General features: G+C 59.1%; 13 protein-coding genes. 8 read left to right on the top strand and 5 right to left on the bottom strand.

Annotation, left to right across the window (positions count from 1 at the left end):
- The first annotated feature begins 115 nt into the window (after positions 1 to 115).
- From QZH45_RS15540 to QZH45_RS15555, 4 genes are all read left to right on the top strand, one after another.
- Complete coding sequence (locus tag QZH45_RS15540; RefSeq protein WP_055134962.1) at positions 116 to 1420, top strand: CitMHS family transporter; 1305 nt, start codon at positions 116 to 118, stop codon at positions 1418 to 1420.
- Between the two features lie 94 nt (positions 1421 to 1514).
- Positions 1515 to 2768: an OprD family porin gene (locus tag QZH45_RS15545; RefSeq protein ID WP_055134963.1), complete on the top strand. Its 1254-nt coding sequence runs from the start codon at positions 1515 to 1517 to the stop codon at positions 2766 to 2768.
- A gap of 100 nt (positions 2769 to 2868) precedes the next feature.
- The gene (locus QZH45_RS15550) at positions 2869 to 3561 is read left to right on the top strand and encodes a type 1 glutamine amidotransferase domain-containing protein (protein ID WP_053193962.1); all 693 of its coding nucleotides are present in this window, start codon (positions 2869 to 2871) and stop codon (positions 3559 to 3561) included.
- 76 nt (positions 3562 to 3637) lie between these two features.
- Positions 3638 to 4063: a DUF1810 domain-containing protein gene (locus QZH45_RS15555; protein WP_024777244.1), complete on the top strand. Its 426-nt coding sequence runs from the start codon at positions 3638 to 3640 to the stop codon at positions 4061 to 4063.
- A gap of 3 nt (positions 4064 to 4066) precedes the next feature.
- Here QZH45_RS15555 and QZH45_RS15560 read toward each other — a convergent pair whose 3' ends face one another.
- The 3 genes from QZH45_RS15560 to QZH45_RS15570 all read right to left on the bottom strand — a co-directional run bounded on the left by QZH45_RS15560 (position 4067) and on the right by QZH45_RS15570 (position 8081).
- A complete protein-coding gene (locus QZH45_RS15560; protein WP_053193964.1) occupies positions 4067 to 5329 on the bottom strand; it encodes a TIGR02270 family protein in 1263 nt (420 codons plus the stop codon).
- 75 nt (positions 5330 to 5404) lie between these two features.
- The gene (locus QZH45_RS15565; RefSeq protein WP_053193966.1) at positions 5405 to 5863 is read right to left on the bottom strand and encodes a DUF6484 domain-containing protein; all 459 of its coding nucleotides are present in this window, start codon (positions 5861 to 5863) and stop codon (positions 5405 to 5407) included.
- 16 nt (positions 5864 to 5879) lie between these two features.
- Positions 5880 to 8081, bottom strand: coding sequence for a type VI secretion system Vgr family protein (locus tag QZH45_RS15570; protein WP_055134965.1), 2202 nt, complete (start codon positions 8079 to 8081; stop codon positions 5880 to 5882).
- Between the two features lie 363 nt (positions 8082 to 8444).
- Here QZH45_RS15570 and QZH45_RS15575 point away from each other — a divergent pair, with 363 nt between their 5' ends.
- Genes QZH45_RS15575 through QZH45_RS15590 form a run of 4 tightly spaced genes read left to right on the top strand, consistent with a single transcriptional unit; the run spans position 8445 to position 12424 of the window.
- Positions 8445 to 9539, top strand: coding sequence for a DUF2169 family type VI secretion system accessory protein (locus tag QZH45_RS15575; RefSeq protein ID WP_050593792.1), 1095 nt, complete (start codon positions 8445 to 8447; stop codon positions 9537 to 9539).
- Entirely contained in the window at positions 9536 to 10567 is a 1032-nt protein-coding gene (locus QZH45_RS15580; RefSeq protein WP_050593790.1) for a hypothetical protein, read from the top strand. The genes QZH45_RS15575 and QZH45_RS15580 overlap by 4 nt, the downstream gene beginning before the upstream one ends.
- Position 10568: 1 nt before the next feature.
- Positions 10569 to 11558: a PAAR-like domain-containing protein gene (locus QZH45_RS15585; protein ID WP_024777238.1), complete on the top strand. Its 990-nt coding sequence runs from the start codon at positions 10569 to 10571 to the stop codon at positions 11556 to 11558.
- A 32-nt stretch (positions 11559 to 11590) separates the two neighbouring features.
- Entirely contained in the window at positions 11591 to 12424 is an 834-nt protein-coding gene (locus QZH45_RS15590) for a hypothetical protein (RefSeq protein WP_055134966.1), read from the top strand.
- A gap of 52 nt (positions 12425 to 12476) precedes the next feature.
- Here the strand turns inward: QZH45_RS15590 and QZH45_RS15595 are convergent, their stop codons facing one another.
- Together QZH45_RS15595 and QZH45_RS15600 are read right to left on the bottom strand one after the other, a co-directional pair.
- Positions 12477 to 13415 (bottom strand): hypothetical protein, encoded by a 939-nt coding sequence (locus QZH45_RS15595; protein ID WP_152979001.1) that lies wholly within the window; start codon positions 13413 to 13415, stop codon positions 12477 to 12479.
- Between the two features lie 92 nt (positions 13416 to 13507).
- Positions 13508 to 14752 (bottom strand): hypothetical protein, encoded by a 1245-nt coding sequence (locus QZH45_RS15600; protein ID WP_024777235.1) that lies wholly within the window; start codon positions 14750 to 14752, stop codon positions 13508 to 13510.
- Positions 14753 to 14837 lie beyond the last annotated feature (85 nt).

Here is a 14837-nt window from a genome sequence, read left to right on the forward strand (position 1 = left end):
CGGCGCTGCATCATTCATGACCTCTGCCAGGCACACTGAACGTGTCGCCTGGCAGGTTGGAAGGCGTGCGCCTGGGTGTTGGTAAAGCTACTAATAACAACAAGAGAACTGACCTATGCTCGCTTTACTTGGCTTGGCCATGGTGGTGGTCTTCACCTTCCTGATAATGACCAAACGCCTGTCGCCGATCGTGGCCCTGACGATCGTGCCAATTATCTTTGCGGTGATCGGCGGGTTCGGCGGCACCACCGGCAAAATGATGCTGGACGGCTTGAAGATGGTCGCGCCCTCGGCAGCCTTGCTACTGTTCGCGATCCTGTTTTTTGGCCTGATGATCGACACGGGCCTGTTCGATCCGCTGATCCGCAAGATCCTCAAGCGGGTCAATGGCGACCCGATGAAAATCGCCGTCGGCACGGCCCTGCTGTCGTTGGTGGTGGCGTTGGACGGTGATGGCACGACGACTTACATGATCACCTGCGCCGCCATGCTGCCGTTGTACAAGCGCATCGGCATGAACCCGATGATCCTGGCGACCGTGGCGATGCTCTCCCTGAGCATCATGAGCGGCATGACCCCCTGGGGCGGCCCGGCGACCCGTGCGATCGCCGCACTGGGCCTGGATGCCGGCGAATATTTCGTGCCCTTGCTGCCGACCATGATCGGCGGTGCGCTGTGGGTGGTGTTCACGGCGTTCCTGCTGGGCCGTGCCGAGCGCAAGCGCATTGGCAACGTCCAACTGCAAAGCGGCGGGGGGGACTGCTATATCAAGGCAATCATCGAGGACACCCCGCACAAGCGTCCGAAACTGGCCTACGTCAATCTGCTCCTGGTGATCGCGGTCATGGCTGCCCTGGTGATGGGGCTCATGCACTCGGCGATCCTGTTCCTGATCGGTTTCGTCCTGGCACTGATGATCAACTATCCGCAACTGGACATTCAGAAGGAGCGCATTCTTGCCCACTCGGGCAACGCCATGACCGTGGTCCTGCTGGTTTTCGCGGCCGGTATTTTCGCCGGTATTTTCTCCGGGACAAAAATGGTCGACGCACTGGCGCAGACCCTGGTCGATTGGATTCCACCCTCGTGGGGACATCTGTTCCCGCTGGTGGTAGCGATCACCAGCATGCCGCTGACCTTTGTGCTGTCCAACGATGCCTACTACTTCGGCGTCGTGCCCATCCTGGCCAACGCCGCTGGCGCGTATGGGATCGATCCGGTGGAAATCGCCCGCGCATCCATTCTCGGTCAGTCGGTGCACCTGATGAGTCCGCTGGTGGCTTCGACCCTGTTGTTGGTGGGCATGGTTGATCGCGACCTTGGCGACTTCCAGAAGGCGACCGTCAAGTGGGCGGTGCTCACGTCCCTGGTGATTACCGCGCTGGCCTTGCTGACGGGTGCGTTGACCCTGTTCTCCTGATCAACCCGATACTTTCGCTTTGCGCCTGACACGCCTCGCCGCCGAGGGGTGCGCTGGCCTGCACGCAAAATAACGACAACGAGAAAACCTGGATATGAACACTTTTCTGACCCGTGGGGCTGTATTTTCAATGCTCGGCCTGTTGCCGCTGGCCACGGCCAGCGCCGAAGGTTTCATCGACGACAGCAAGCTCAAGCTGCAATTGCGCAACGTCTACATCAACGAGAATTTTCGCGACGAGCATGGGATGAGCGCAGGAGCGGCGAGATCCGCAAAGAGCGAACGCACCGAATGGGCTCAAGGCTTCCTGTTGGATTACCAGTCGGGTTTTACCCCCGGCACCGTTGGCTTTGGCGTCGATGCCCTGGGGCTGCTCGGGGTCAAGCTCGACTCCGGGCGCGGCCGCAGTGGCACTGGCCTGTTGCCCGTCCATGACGATGGTCGTGCCGCCGATGAGTTTGCCAGCGCGGGGATGACCGCCAAGGCCAGGGTAGCCAAGACCACGCTCAAGTACGGGACCTTGTTGCCCAAGACACCGGTGCTGATCTACAACGATGCACGAGTGTTGCCCCAAACCTACCAGGGCATGCAGATCAGCAGCACAGACGTCGACAATCTCGCCCTGACCGGCGGCCATCTTGAGCGTTTCAAACTGCGGGATTCCAGCGACAGCATGCCGATCGTGCCTGACGGCTACCGTGGGGATCAGTCAGGCGATTTCAACTACGCCGGTGCCGATTACAAGCTGGGGAAAAATACCCGACTGAGCTACTTCTATGGCGAGCTTGAGAACTTCTACCGACAGAATTTCGCCGGCATCCAGCACGACCTGCCGCTGGGCAGCGGGGTACTGACTGGCGACCTGCGTTACTTCAACAGTGTCGATTCCGGTTCGGCCTACGGCGGCAAGATCGACAACGACATGCTCAGCGGTCTGCTTTCCTACGCCGTTGTCGGCCATACATTCAGTGCCGGCTACCAGACGCTCAGCGGCGAGGCCGGTCTGCCGTACATCAGCGGCGCCACGGTCTATTCCTTCAGCAATGTCGGGATTGGCAAGTTCATCGAGGAAGACGAGAAGACCTGGATGCTCGGCTATGGCTACGATTTTGCCCGCCTCGGCGTACCTGGCCTCACGTTTTCCAGTCGCTACCTGAGCGGCAACGACGGCAAGTCCGACAGCGCGGTGAAGGAATGGGAGCGTGATGCCGAAATCGCGTATGTCGTGCAGCAAGGCACCTTCAAGGGGCTGGGGGTGAAGCTGCGTAACTACGTCTATCGCTCGGATTTCTCACGGGGGCGTGACAGCAACCGCATCTATTTCACCTACGATGTCGCGCTTTGGTAGGACGCTGGCCGAACCGGCTTGAACGTCTGCCCCAATGTGGCCTCTGAGAGTAATGCAGGGCGAGCACACTTCGCCCGTTTACCTCGGAGGCTGGATGCACATGAACATTCTGATGGTTCTTACCTCTCACGATCAGTTGGGCGACACCGGCAAGAAGACCGGTTTCTGGCTGGAAGAATTCGCCGCGCCTTACTACGTGTTTGTCGACGCCAAGGCTTCGGTCACGCTCGCGTCTCCCAAAGGCGGGCAGCCACCTCTGGACCCCAAGAGCAACGAAGCAGATGCTCAAACCGATGCGACCCGTCGTTTTGGTGCGGATACCCAGGCCCAGATGGCATTGGCCAACACCGTGCCGCTGGGCGAGATCGACCCCTATGACTTCGACGCGGTGTTTTATCCAGGAGGCCATGGACCTCTCTGGGATCTGGCCGAGGACACCGACTCCAGGGTCCTTATCGAAGCCTTCTACGGGGCGAATAAACCCATCGCCGCCGTCTGTCACGCGCCCGGGGTGTTCAAGAACGTCAACGCACCGGATGGGCAGCCGATTGTGAACGGTAAAAAGGTGACCGGTTTCACCAACTCCGAAGAGGAGGCGGTAGGGCTGACGCAAGTGGTGCCGTTCCTGGTGGAAGACATGCTCAAGGCCAAGGGCGGCGAGTATTCCAAGGCTGCGGACTGGGCCAGTTATGTGGTCGAGGATGGGCACTTGATCACCGGCCAGAATCCCGCGTCCTCTGAAGCTGCCGCCCATGCGCTGCTCAAGCGCCTTAAGCAGGAGCAATCGGCCTGACTCATAGGTTGTTCGCTTAAAGAAACGGACACTGTCGGCCGCGATGGATGCGGCCGGCCGCGGAGGAAAACGGCTCATGCACGACACTTACAATCTGTCCCGTTTTGTCGAAGCCCAGCGCCCGGTGTTCAGCAGCGTCATGGACGAGCTGCGGGCAGGCCGGAAAACGAGCCACTGGATGTGGTTCATCTTTCCGCAGTTGGAGGGGCTCGGACGTTCAGGGATGGCGGCCCGGTTCGCCATCTCCGGTCTGGCCGAAGCCCGCGCGTATCTGCAGCACGCGGTGCTCGGCCCTCGGCTGGAGGCGTGTGTCACCACTGTCCTGCAACACCACGACATGAGCGCCCGGCAGATATTCGGCTCGCCCGACGATCTGAAGTTTCGCTCCTGCCTTACGCTGTTCATGACGGCACAGCCCGAGTCTGCGCTGTACCCACAGGCGCTCGATCAGTTTTATTCGGGTGAGCCCGATAGCAGAACGCTTCTGCTGCTGGAAGGCTGATCATCAATGCCCGAACGCCGCGGTCATGCCGAGCAACCGCTTTTGCCGCCAGATCGGCGCGCTGGTGGGAAAAAGCACCTCGTTTGGTCGAAAGCGGGCGAGGCCGCAGGCGGCAGCGATGCGCTGGCGTTGTTGGCCGCAAATCAGTACCTGTTGAAATGAGCGTTCGCTGTGCGCCAGTCCCAGTAGGTAGCGAGTGCCCACCTGAAACTGACCGCCGTTGGCTTGCCACCAGGCTTCGATCGGGCGCGGATCGGGCCAGGGCAGGTTCTCATCGGGGTCCATGGCGACGTCCGGGTCTGCGGGGTTGTCGTTCGGGCCTGCATTGAAATCGGGCAGGTCCTGCAATTCAAGATCAAGTAGCGCCAGGTCGGCGCCGGTGATCATGCTGAAGGCTTCGCCGGCGACGCGGGCGTAAGGCAGGTTGCTCATCTGCTGGATCAGCCAGGGTACGCAGACCGGATCACCCAACAATCCAAGAGCCTGGATGCCAATCCGTAGGTCCCTGGGGTCCTGTACCAACTGGCGTATCCAGGCGATGCTGGGCTCGAGTTCTTGCCACACCAATAATGCGCAGAGGGCGCGATACTGGAATTGACCCGGTCGCTCGGCGAATTGGCGCAGAGGCTCAAGGGCTGGCTGATCGCCCATCTGGACTGCGGCCCAATTGGCCCAGAAGCGCGTGGCGGCCTCAGGGTGCCTGCAGTGGGCGCGGATGCTGGGTAGCAACTCGCGCCGGCGCAGCTCGCCGGCGGTACGAGCGGCACGGGCCAGCACGCTTGGATCGGTGTCGCAAAGTCCGTCAAGCAGGGCTGGACCAGGGTCGTGCCGATGCATGCCGCAGGCCGCCAGGCCCAGGCGGCGGAACATGGCTTCAGGGGCGGCGAGCATGCGATCGATCCAGGGCGATAGCTGCTCCCAGTCGAGCCAGCCCAAGGCCATCAGATAACCGCGTTCCGTTTCTGCAGCACTTCGCAGGTGTTCACTCAGCTGTGATAACACTTTTCCGTTGGCCGACTCGAAGGCCAGCACCACGCAGGCAAACATCTCGCCAATGGCATGGGGGCCAAGTTGGCTCAGCAGCGTTTCCAGGCCGTTACGGGCTGCAATACGCAACCCGTCGAGGTGAGCGTCAAGGCGGTTATCGAGTATGCCGAGGTGTTCGATGTCGTAGTGAGGCGCGTGCAGGGCGTCGTCCCGCAGATTGGCGAGGAAGCTGGCGTCTTCGGCATGCTGTTCGATCACCAGGGACAGCGAGTTGTTCATGGGAAGTTCATGTGTTGTGCAGGCATATCAACCGCTCCCACTGTTTGCCATTGAGTTTGAGAGGATGCTTGCCTTCTAGTTGATCTGCACCGAACCGCCCTTGATGCGGTTGACCCCGCTGGAGCGGCTGGAGAGGTAGGCGCCGCTGATGATCACTTTGCCCGCGCGGGTCAGGGTGATGCTGGCCTTGCCGCAGCGCAGGACGATTTCCCGTTCGGCGGTGAACTCCAGGCGTTCGCCATCCAGGTGGGCGAGCGCTGGCGATGCAGGCTCCTCCAGGCGCTGGATGCGGCCGATCACCAGGGGCCGTGCCGGGTCGCCCGCCTCGAACATCAGCGCGACCTGGACGCCGATATCTTCACGGGTCAGTGGGGTGGTGGTGCGGGCGGCGAGGCCGGTTTCACCGGGGCAGCCGGGAAAAGCCACCACCGGGGCGTCCACCCTGGGCACGTCCAGCAATACGCCAATCACCACGCCATCCACGCGCATCGGCGCGGAAGTGGGGGCTACGGGAAGCTGGTATTCAACGGTCATAGCGGCCACTCCATGGCTAGTTCTGCAGGATCTTCTGGCCCTTGACGACGACGTTCCTGTTGGCCTTGATATTGATGGCGCCGGAGCCGTCGAGGGTGATGTTCTTGCCGCTGATCATGATGGTGCCGTCCTTCTTCATGGTGATGCTGGCCGCCCCCGTGGTCAGCGTGATCGAGTCGCCGGCGGTGACGGAGAAATGCTTGCCAACCTCCAGGCTGTCGTTCTGCTTGATGTCGGTGCTGCGGTTCTGGGCGACATCACGGGATTCGTTCTGGCCGATCCGGGTGTTGTGGTTGCCGTTGATATCGGTGCTCTGGTTGCCGCTGATCTCGATGCCTTCATTGCCTTTGACCGACTCATCACGGTTACCGGAAATGCCGATCGTCTCGTTACCGCCGACGTCTTCGCTGCGGTTGCCGACGATGGTGATGGCCTCGTTGGCGCCGACTTTTTCCGTGCGGTCCGCACCGATGGTGATGGTCTCGTTGCTGCCGACTTTCTCGGTGCGATTGACGCCGATGGTGATCTTTTCGTTGTTGCCCACTTTCTCGGTACGGTCCACGCCGATGGTGATGGTCTCGTTGTTGTCCACCGTTTCCGTGCGGTCATGTTTGACGTGCACGGTTTCATCGTTGTCGATGGTCTTGCTGCGGTCATGACCGACCCAGTGGGTTTCGTCGTTCTCGACCTCGATGTCCTGGTTCTTCTCGGCATGGATGAACAGCTGCTCCGCGCCTTTCTTGTCCTCCATGCGGATTTCGTTGAAGTTGGCCGGCGACCCGCCCTTGCTTGAACGGCTTTTCACCCCGCTCTGGGTGGCATTGGCGGGCAGCCCATAGGGCACGGTCTGTTCGGCGTTGTAGACGCGGCCGGTGATGATCGGCCGATCGGGGTCGCCTTCCAGGAAGCTGACGATGACTTCCTGGCCGATCCGTGGGATCTGCACCGAACCCCAATTCTTGCCGGCCCAGGCCTGGGACACTCGAATCCAACAGGAGCTGTTTTCGTTGGATTGGTCGTGACGGTCCCAGTGGAAATGCACTTTGACCCGGCCATACTGGTCGGTCCATATTTCCTCGCCACCGGGGCCCACCACCACGGCGGTCTGCGGCCCGCGGACAATGGGCATGGGTGTCAGCGGAAGAGGGCGGAAGGCCTGATGAGCGTCCATGCAGTCCAGCTCGCTGACGAACTGTTCGGCCAGATCCGACTGCCCGCTTTCATAAGGATCCTGGCGGATCTGATAGCGTGCGACCACCACCAGGTATTCGCGATTCTGGTCTGCCCGGTCGTAACCCGTCAGCGTGAACAAATGACCGGAGCCCAGCCCACGAGCGAGACCGCGCAACTGCACCCGTTCAAACTGGCTGTGAATGGCTTCGATGCGGGTACGCGCGTAGTGCTCGCCGTCATTGCTCTGCAGGTATTCCCCGGGGTAGTCGTAGAGCGGGTAGTCACCGTTGCTGTGGTCGCGCATGACACTGGAGCGCACCTCAAGGCTGGCGCGAGGGCGTTGGAAGTCATAGTCGTTCAGCGCCAGGGAACCGGGTTGGACTTCCCGTGCCAGTTGCCAATCGTAGAAATGGTCCCGCTCGCGCATCTGTCGATCAGGCGGATAGAAGGGGACGCAGGCGTAGTCCGGCACCGTGGTATGGGCACCATAGGCATCGGCCAGCACCAGTACATGGCGTGCCTTTTCATGCCGGAAGTAATAGTAGATGCCTTCCTGTTCCATCAAGCGGCTGACGAAATCGAAGCTGTTTTCGCGGTACTGCACGCAGTACTCCCACTCGCGATAACTGCCGCTCAGGCTGTCTTCGAAGTCGGAGAAACCGAGGTCACGGAATACCTGCTTGATAATGTCCGGGACTGTCTTGTTCTGGAAAATCCGGCAGTCCGACGTGCGTGTTAGCAACCAGAACCACGGCCGCAGTGTGACCCGGTAACCGGCGAACTGGCCGTGGCCGGTCAATTGACGGCAACTGCAGACAATCCCGTGGAAGTAGCGTTGACCGCCGTCGTACAGTTCCAGGGTCAAGCCCATCGGCTTGCCCAGCAACTGATCGAAGGTGATCGCCCGGTCTTCGGAGGTCAGATCCAGTTCATAGTGAAAACAGCGACCTAATTCTTCACTGCCTTCCATGCCTTGCAGCAGCAGGACGTCACCACCGAGGGGGCTGTCGACCTGCACCAGGCGGTTGTTTTGCGTGATTGGCATCAACGGCGTCCTCTGGCTCGGGTTCGGACGTCAGTGGGCCGTCTTGACTGCATATCGCTGTCTATCTACCACAGGATGATCTCCCTATCGGTCTGTTCGGCGCTCAGTTCCACCCGTCTTCTACGGGCCGAGGGTGTCGTGCGCTTTAGCCTCGTTCAGCAAGCGTAGACGGGAATGGCGGTGTTGTTACTCGCCTCTTGGTCAAAGAGTCGAGCCAAGCGCCGAGCCAGCGGCATGCTATCGTTGCAGTACAACAACGCAGGTGTGCCAAGGAAAGGGAGGTGTGGGCTCGTAGCGCCACGGCATAGGGTGTTCATGCCCTTCAGGACTGTTGCCAGGCTATGTGCACGAGCCACCAGCACTATGCAGATCACCAGCAACACCACCCCGTTTCTCGCCGAACGCTTTGTTTCAACAGATAAAAGCGGACAGAAGCACTGCGTTGTGGTCGTCAGGGCGACCTTTGACGTTATCGATCAGGGCCGCTGCGTGCCTGCATCGGAGCAGGTCCCCTTTGTCTATTGCGACCAGCATCACGGCGATCCCGGTACGACATCGGTCCGTTTCGAGACCGACTTCGCACCGGTGAAACCCCGCGTCGATGTGCTGGTCCATGCCTTGGCCGTTTCTCCGAAGGGTGAGCCAGTAAGCCGATTACAAGTCGGCTTCGCGGGTGCGGGTATCCATAAGCATGCAGTGGTGAGTGGCGATCGTGTCTGGACGCTCGGGGCTACTGGCATCATCGCGTCGCCGCCGTCGTCCTTCACCTCGATGCCGCTTTCCTGGGATCGTGCTTTTGGTGGCAGCGATCAATCCCATTACGACGAGACGAAACGTGGCAGCGATCTTCGTAATCCCTCCGGTGTTGGTTTCCATCTGAATGACCGAGACGACAACATCCTCAACACGATGTTGCCGAACGTGGAGCGCCACGACGATCTGATGGGGGCATGGACGGATAAGCCGCAACCCATTGGTTTTGCACCCGTCGGCCGGGGCTGGCACCCGCGTATTGGCTTCGCAGGGACATACGACCGACACTGGTTCGAGACACGCCGGCCCTTTCTGCCGGAAAACTTTGACGTTCGTTATTTCCAGGCGGCGCCGCTCGATCAGCAGCTGGATCGTCTGGACGCTGGCACACGTTTCACCTGTGCCAATATGAGTTCGGGCGGGGCGTTTGTCGCTCAGACGCCGGCCTTTGAGATCCCGATCACCTTCCGCTTCGAAAGTCGCCAGGTACAGGCGCTCATCAACGCCGACACCGTTATCCTCGAGCCCGGTTGTGCGAGGCTTACGTTACTCGGCAGAACATCGGTGCCGCTGCCTCGCAAACTGGCGCAACTGCGAGAAATACAGGTCGGCAAGCGCCGTTATACAGACCTGCACGGTAAACCGCATTTCGCCAACCTGGCAGACTTGGTCACCTCATCTGGACATGGGCAGGCGAAGACATGATGCAGCCCGTCTACCTGTCTTGCCTGGGATTGGTCTGCGCTGTCGGTCTGTCTCCCGCGGCCGCTGCTGCAGCAATGCGTGCAGGGATAAGCGGCTTCGATGAATTGCCATGGGTCGAAGATGGCTTGGAGCCGATCATTGGGGCCAGAGTGCCAACGGTAGCGGAGGATCTCCACGGACGTGCACGGCTCGTAGAAATGCTGGTTCAGGTCCTGGAGCATAGCCGTGCCGCATTGGCGGGCCGCGCGGATCCAGGTGAGTTGCCGCTTCTTCTCTGCACCTCCGAGCCGCAAAGGCCTGGCTCGCGCATTGACGGCATCGTGACGGAAGTCGAGGCGCGATCAGGATGGCTGCTGCAGCGTAAAGGCGCTGCCCATGTAGCCCTTGGACATGTAGCAAGCATCGAGGCGTTGAGTCTGGCAGAGCGGGCCATGGACCAGGCCGACCGTGACGCCTGCCTGATCGTAGCGGTCGATTCCCTCACGGATCCTCGCTGCTTGCTCTGGTTGGAGCAGAGCGGTCGGCTCAAGAACACGCTACGCTCAGACGGCGTGATACCGGGGGAAGGCGCGGCGGTGCTACTCGTCAGTCGAAAGCCAATGAATGCGGCGCCCTTGGTCGTTCGTGGCGTGGGTACTGGAAACGATGCCGCCACAGTGTTCAATGACGAGCCACAACTGGGACTGGGAATGACAACGGCTGTCGCAGCGGCCATTGCACAAGCCGGCGTTGCCATGCACGACATCGCTTGGCGTTTGAGCGATGTGTCGGGCGAAGCCTATGGGTTCGAGGACCTGGCCCTGGTCCAGTCTCGCCTGATGCAGCAAACCCGCCCGACCCAGGATCTATGGCATCCGGCGAGTTATGTTGGTGACTGTGGAGCAGCGCTGGGCGCGATACAAATCGCTTGGATTGAACAAGCGTTTGCGCGTGGCTATGCCCCCGGTCCGATTGCGCTGGTACACAGCTCATCAGCGAACGGTGCACGCGCAGCCGCCGTAATCAGTGGCACAGTGAGGGAGCGCTGACATGTCGCACGAGGTCTATGCCAACAGCAATGAGATTGCCGGAAAAGCCGGCATGGGCAAAGTGATCGCCTCGTTTCCCGATGTCTGCCTTTCGCCCCCAGGGCCACCTGCCGGGCCGATTCCGGTTCCTTATCCAGATACTTCCTTCTCGTCGGCGCTTAAACAGGGCTCCAGGACGGTCATGCTGCAACGCAAGCCGGCAGCGTTGTCACAACAGTCCTATTACCAGCCATCCATGCTCGGCGACGAAGCGGCAACCCGGGCCTGGGGAATGTCGGTGATCACGCACCAGATTACGGGCAAGACCTATTTCCAGGCCTGGTCGATGGACGTCCAGATTGAGGGCAAGTATGTCTGCCGACACTGCGACATCACCACCAGCAATCACGCCAGCGCACCTGGCGTGGGAGCTCCCAATCCGAATCTTGAAGCAGTGGGTTGGGGCGAACTGGAGGATGAAAGCCCTTACAAATGCGCGTGTTGCAACGGGCCTCGTCATTCCGCCGGCAAGCCGATGACGATGGACGATTGGTACATGAAAGATTCTGCCGGTAATGTGGCCCCCCATGCGGCTACATACACCACCTTGATGAACGACGTGAGCAATCGCAAGACGGCAACGCCTCCTTGCACCTGCAACAGCCGGCTCGTTCCGTCTGCGCCCTGCAACGTATTCAGGCGACCCGTGACGCCAGCGGAGCGGCAGGCGAACAAAAGTGCCTGGAACAGCCTGCGTGACACGTACCAAGGGGTCTTCAATGTACCGAGCGAAGCACAAGTGATTGCAAATCTGACGCCGAAGCTGGGTCGCGCACCGGTGCAGGCCGAGATTCAAGACGAGCGGCAAGTCAATCACTTGGTTCCCAAGGCTGCGGCCGGCGGCTGTCCCGTCGGTGAAGGTAATCTTGAGAAAAACGGCGACTTGTGTCCTGTATGTCGGAATCTGGACAAGCGCTTTGGTACGCTGCAGTCATTGGCTTCAAAAGCCTGAACCAGCGCAAGCGACGACTGTGAGGAGTGACAATGGAGTGGAGTCGTTATGGCAACCCCGAAATGGTCGACTGGGAAGGGCGGGGGTATTTTGCCTACCCTGATGCAGTGACCATGCCTCCCAAAAGGGAAGTCGGGCAGCTGCCGCAGGAGGATGACTACTTTCAGTGGTTGGAAGCCCTGAGGCGGGCAAAGCATGGCGATTTCAGCCTACTGCCAGGGCTCGTCGAGTTGAGCGGCGGCGACACCCATCCGGTAAACCGACGCCTATGCGCGGAGCTGCTAGGCGATGCCGGACCGACTTCTACCGTCGACACTCTCGCAGCACGACTGGCATCCGAAGACGTGGGCCTGGAGCTCACACTGGCCTGGGGCGCAGTGCTCACGCGGCGCGGGAAGCTGGCCGATATGCCCATTGTTCTCGCTGCATTCGAACGGGTCGCGACCATCAGCGACGCCGAGATCCTGCCCGTGCATCTCTCGGGTTGCCTGGAGACGGGATACGAACTTTGCGACCACCAGGACTATGACTCACTGGACAGCTATCGCAACGCGGTGCTGAACAAATGCGCCGAACTGGCAGGTAGATTCGGTACGGACCAAGTCTGTGTCGACGGCGGTGAACCGCTGAGCGTGATTGGCTTGGCCCAGCGGATTCTACGGCGCCTGCGGGAACCTTGCTTCCCATTCGAACTGCGACGGCACTTCGAATGTGCGACCGGCATCGACTGCTCTTCCTTTTATCATGATCGGGTGTTCAGACCGATGCAGGCGTCAGCACTTCTGGAAGCCTTTCTCGAGGACTCCCATGCCAGTGAGTTTGAAAGTGGCGTCCGTTATTTCTTCGGGCATCGCATTCCAGATTAGGGAAACGATTCGCTTCGTTTGTGCAAATGCGCGCTTGCCAAGTAAGACTCTGTCAAAGTTTTACAGGGGCGGGCTTGGGGGCGGCTTTGATCACCGTGCCCGGTTGGAGTACCGAATTACAGTATTCGATAATCGTAGTTCTCGCAGCGAGCATCGAGTCTACGACCGTAGCTTCGGTAGCGAAGCGGGTCATCGTGTTAAAGCACACGTAGGCCTCGTCCGTTTGCTCGAAGATTTTGAGCGCAATCTCTTTTACCGCATCGGTACTGTTCGTCATCGGGCTTCCGGCAGCGTTCACAGTAGTCTCAGCTTTAGCAACACTTGATCCCGACGTCAGCAAATTGGAGCCAGCTGCTATCAATTTGTTAAGTTCTGCCATTTCAACCGCCAGTGCCGCCAACTTCTGTGTCTGCTCAGCCGTGGCCGGTGTGGCCGCAGTGATCTGACTCTCGATGTCTGCTTTCTCAGCCTGGGCTTCCTTCAGACGTTTCGTCGCAGCATCAATGCTGCCAGTGATCGAGGCCGTGCCGGTTTGCGTAAGGCTGACTACGGGGACCTGCCGTACCCCGGAGAGTTGTTCGATGGCCAAAAGCGCCACGGTGTAACGCTGATTTCGAGTCAGCAGCATCTGGTACTCCACATCGCTAATGGCGCCATTCATGCGCGCCTCGCAAAGCCGGAACATCTGATCGCGCAGGACCTGAATTGTCTGCGTGCGCATACCAACGAACGTCGCAGCCTCCTGCTGAGCTGCGCTGATCTGCGCAGGGGTTTTTCCGACTTTCGCGGCTAGCTCGCCAGCATAGCTAGCCATCGCATCAGGGCTTGGCTCGGCACACACCACCCTGTTGGCGCCTACGACATTGGTCAGAATGGCTCGCTGCTTGATATCGATTAGTGCGCTGTCGTCTCCACTGAACGAATGATTGCGGTAAACGCTATTGAGATTTCCACATCCTTGGATCGCCAGGAGAGTACTAACCAGGGCCAAGCAGCAACCTCTATTCATGGAGCGGCTTCCTTGTCGAAGGGGTAATCCTGAGCAGCGTAGCTGAAGGATGGCGCTATGCCATATGTTTAGCCTCATAAGGAGCGTTTCCCTATGCAAGGGGATTGGTCAACGACACCGGCAGAGTGCTTTCTAAAAATGGTTTCGCGAAGATGCTTCTCCACAGACTCCCAGGGGGTCTTTGTATCCACGGCGCTTAGCATCCAAGCTCCAACAGCTACAGGATCATTGGCATACACGTGATTCCCATCCCGGGCATAGGTCAAAAGCCAGCCCGGATATTTGTCGTTGAAGCTATGCTCGTCACCACCATGCTTGTCCTTAGCCTGCACCCGATAGTTGTAGGCTTGAGTGAGGACGGCGTAATGACTACCGTCGACAACCTCCTCCTTACGGCAGGTGTGAGCAGGGGAGAATGAGTCCTGGAAAATATGAAATATGCTGCCGAGCGCCACATCAGGTGTGCGCTTGTTTCGATCATCGATGGGAACGCCAGAGCGAGCAAAGAGCGTCCGAATTTTTACGTTTTTTTGCTTAACGCATTGATTTAGAGCTATCGAGGGGAGTCCCAAGCTGGCTTCGATTTGAGGTGTGAGAGGTGCGTCGAATGGCGTATCGCCCGTCGCCACGTCATAAGCGAACTTGATCCACACGAGAGTCAGCCTTGTGGTTTCTTCTAATCGCGCCTCTTCACTGGCATCCTTGGGCATTTGGCTAGACATGAAGTGGAGGTATTGGAGGTTTCCATAGTGAGAGTTCCAGCCAAGATGATTTTTCCCCTCAACCTCACAATCTTCGCGGCCCCCAGCGTATTTTTTAGATTCGGGTTTGAACTGGCCATTTAGATTCCACAGTCCATTTCTGAAGTCTTTGCTTTCACCCCACGTGTACATCAAAGGATCATCGTTCCACCAACTGCCATAGATGATTGCAAAGGTGTTGTGAGGAGTCCTGCTTGGTGACTTAGCCCACACTGGGTCATTCATGTATTCAAAAATGAGCCGTTTGGGCTTGGAACTGTCAGTCTGTCTCTTGCGGACCAGGAATCCTTCAAAGTCGGCGCCGCGGTACTCGTCAATGGCGAAATTGGTCATATGCTCATGGACGGTCCCTTTTGAATATTTGCCATTGGCATACTCCTCTATCAGGTCTGTTTTCTTGCAAAGATTCCAGTCCCTGGTCGGCGCTTGATCAAGGTAATAAGTGTTGTAGACCAGCACCCTCAGGCAGGGGTTAATTTCAAACCCCCAGGTTGCAGGCGAGGAAAGGGCGCACTCCCCGGCAACGAAAAGAGCGGCAATCAGCTTGGCTTGTTTCATGGCGCCCCTGCTTTGATGGTATTTTAATATCATGCTAGGAGACGGTAGCTAAAATACAAGCCGTTTTGCCCGAAACTCATTGGGG

Origin of the sequence: Pseudomonas corrugata (assembly GCF_050920615.1) — a bacterium.
Lineage (GTDB): Bacteria > Pseudomonadota > Gammaproteobacteria > Pseudomonadales > Pseudomonadaceae > Aquipseudomonas > Aquipseudomonas corrugata.

Excerpts from the sequence above, each read along its gene's own strand:
- QZH45_RS15545 (WP_055134963.1), top strand. The coding sequence starts at position 1,515 with ATGAACACTTTTCTGACCCGTGGGGCTGTATTTTCAATGCTCGGCCTG.
- QZH45_RS15600 (WP_024777235.1), bottom strand. The coding sequence starts at position 14,752 with ATGAAACAAGCCAAGCTGATTGCCGCTCTTTTCGTTGCCGGGGAGTGC.
- QZH45_RS15565 (WP_053193966.1), bottom strand. The coding sequence starts at position 5,863 with ATGACCGTTGAATACCAGCTTCCCGTAGCCCCCACTTCCGCGCCGATG.
- QZH45_RS15580 (WP_050593790.1), top strand. The coding sequence starts at position 9,536 with ATGATGCAGCCCGTCTACCTGTCTTGCCTGGGATTGGTCTGCGCTGTC.
- QZH45_RS15575 (WP_050593792.1), top strand. The coding sequence starts at position 8,445 with ATGCAGATCACCAGCAACACCACCCCGTTTCTCGCCGAACGCTTTGTT.
- QZH45_RS15540 (WP_055134962.1), top strand. The coding sequence starts at position 116 with ATGCTCGCTTTACTTGGCTTGGCCATGGTGGTGGTCTTCACCTTCCTG.
- QZH45_RS15590 (WP_055134966.1), top strand. The coding sequence starts at position 11,591 with ATGGAGTGGAGTCGTTATGGCAACCCCGAAATGGTCGACTGGGAAGGG.
- QZH45_RS15585 (WP_024777238.1), top strand. The coding sequence starts at position 10,569 with ATGTCGCACGAGGTCTATGCCAACAGCAATGAGATTGCCGGAAAAGCC.
- QZH45_RS15550 (WP_053193962.1), top strand. The coding sequence starts at position 2,869 with ATGAACATTCTGATGGTTCTTACCTCTCACGATCAGTTGGGCGACACC.
- QZH45_RS15555 (WP_024777244.1), top strand. The coding sequence starts at position 3,638 with ATGCACGACACTTACAATCTGTCCCGTTTTGTCGAAGCCCAGCGCCCG.
- QZH45_RS15570 (WP_055134965.1), bottom strand. The coding sequence starts at position 8,081 with ATGCCAATCACGCAAAACAACCGCCTGGTGCAGGTCGACAGCCCCCTC.
- QZH45_RS15560 (WP_053193964.1), bottom strand. The coding sequence starts at position 5,329 with ATGAACAACTCGCTGTCCCTGGTGATCGAACAGCATGCCGAAGACGCC.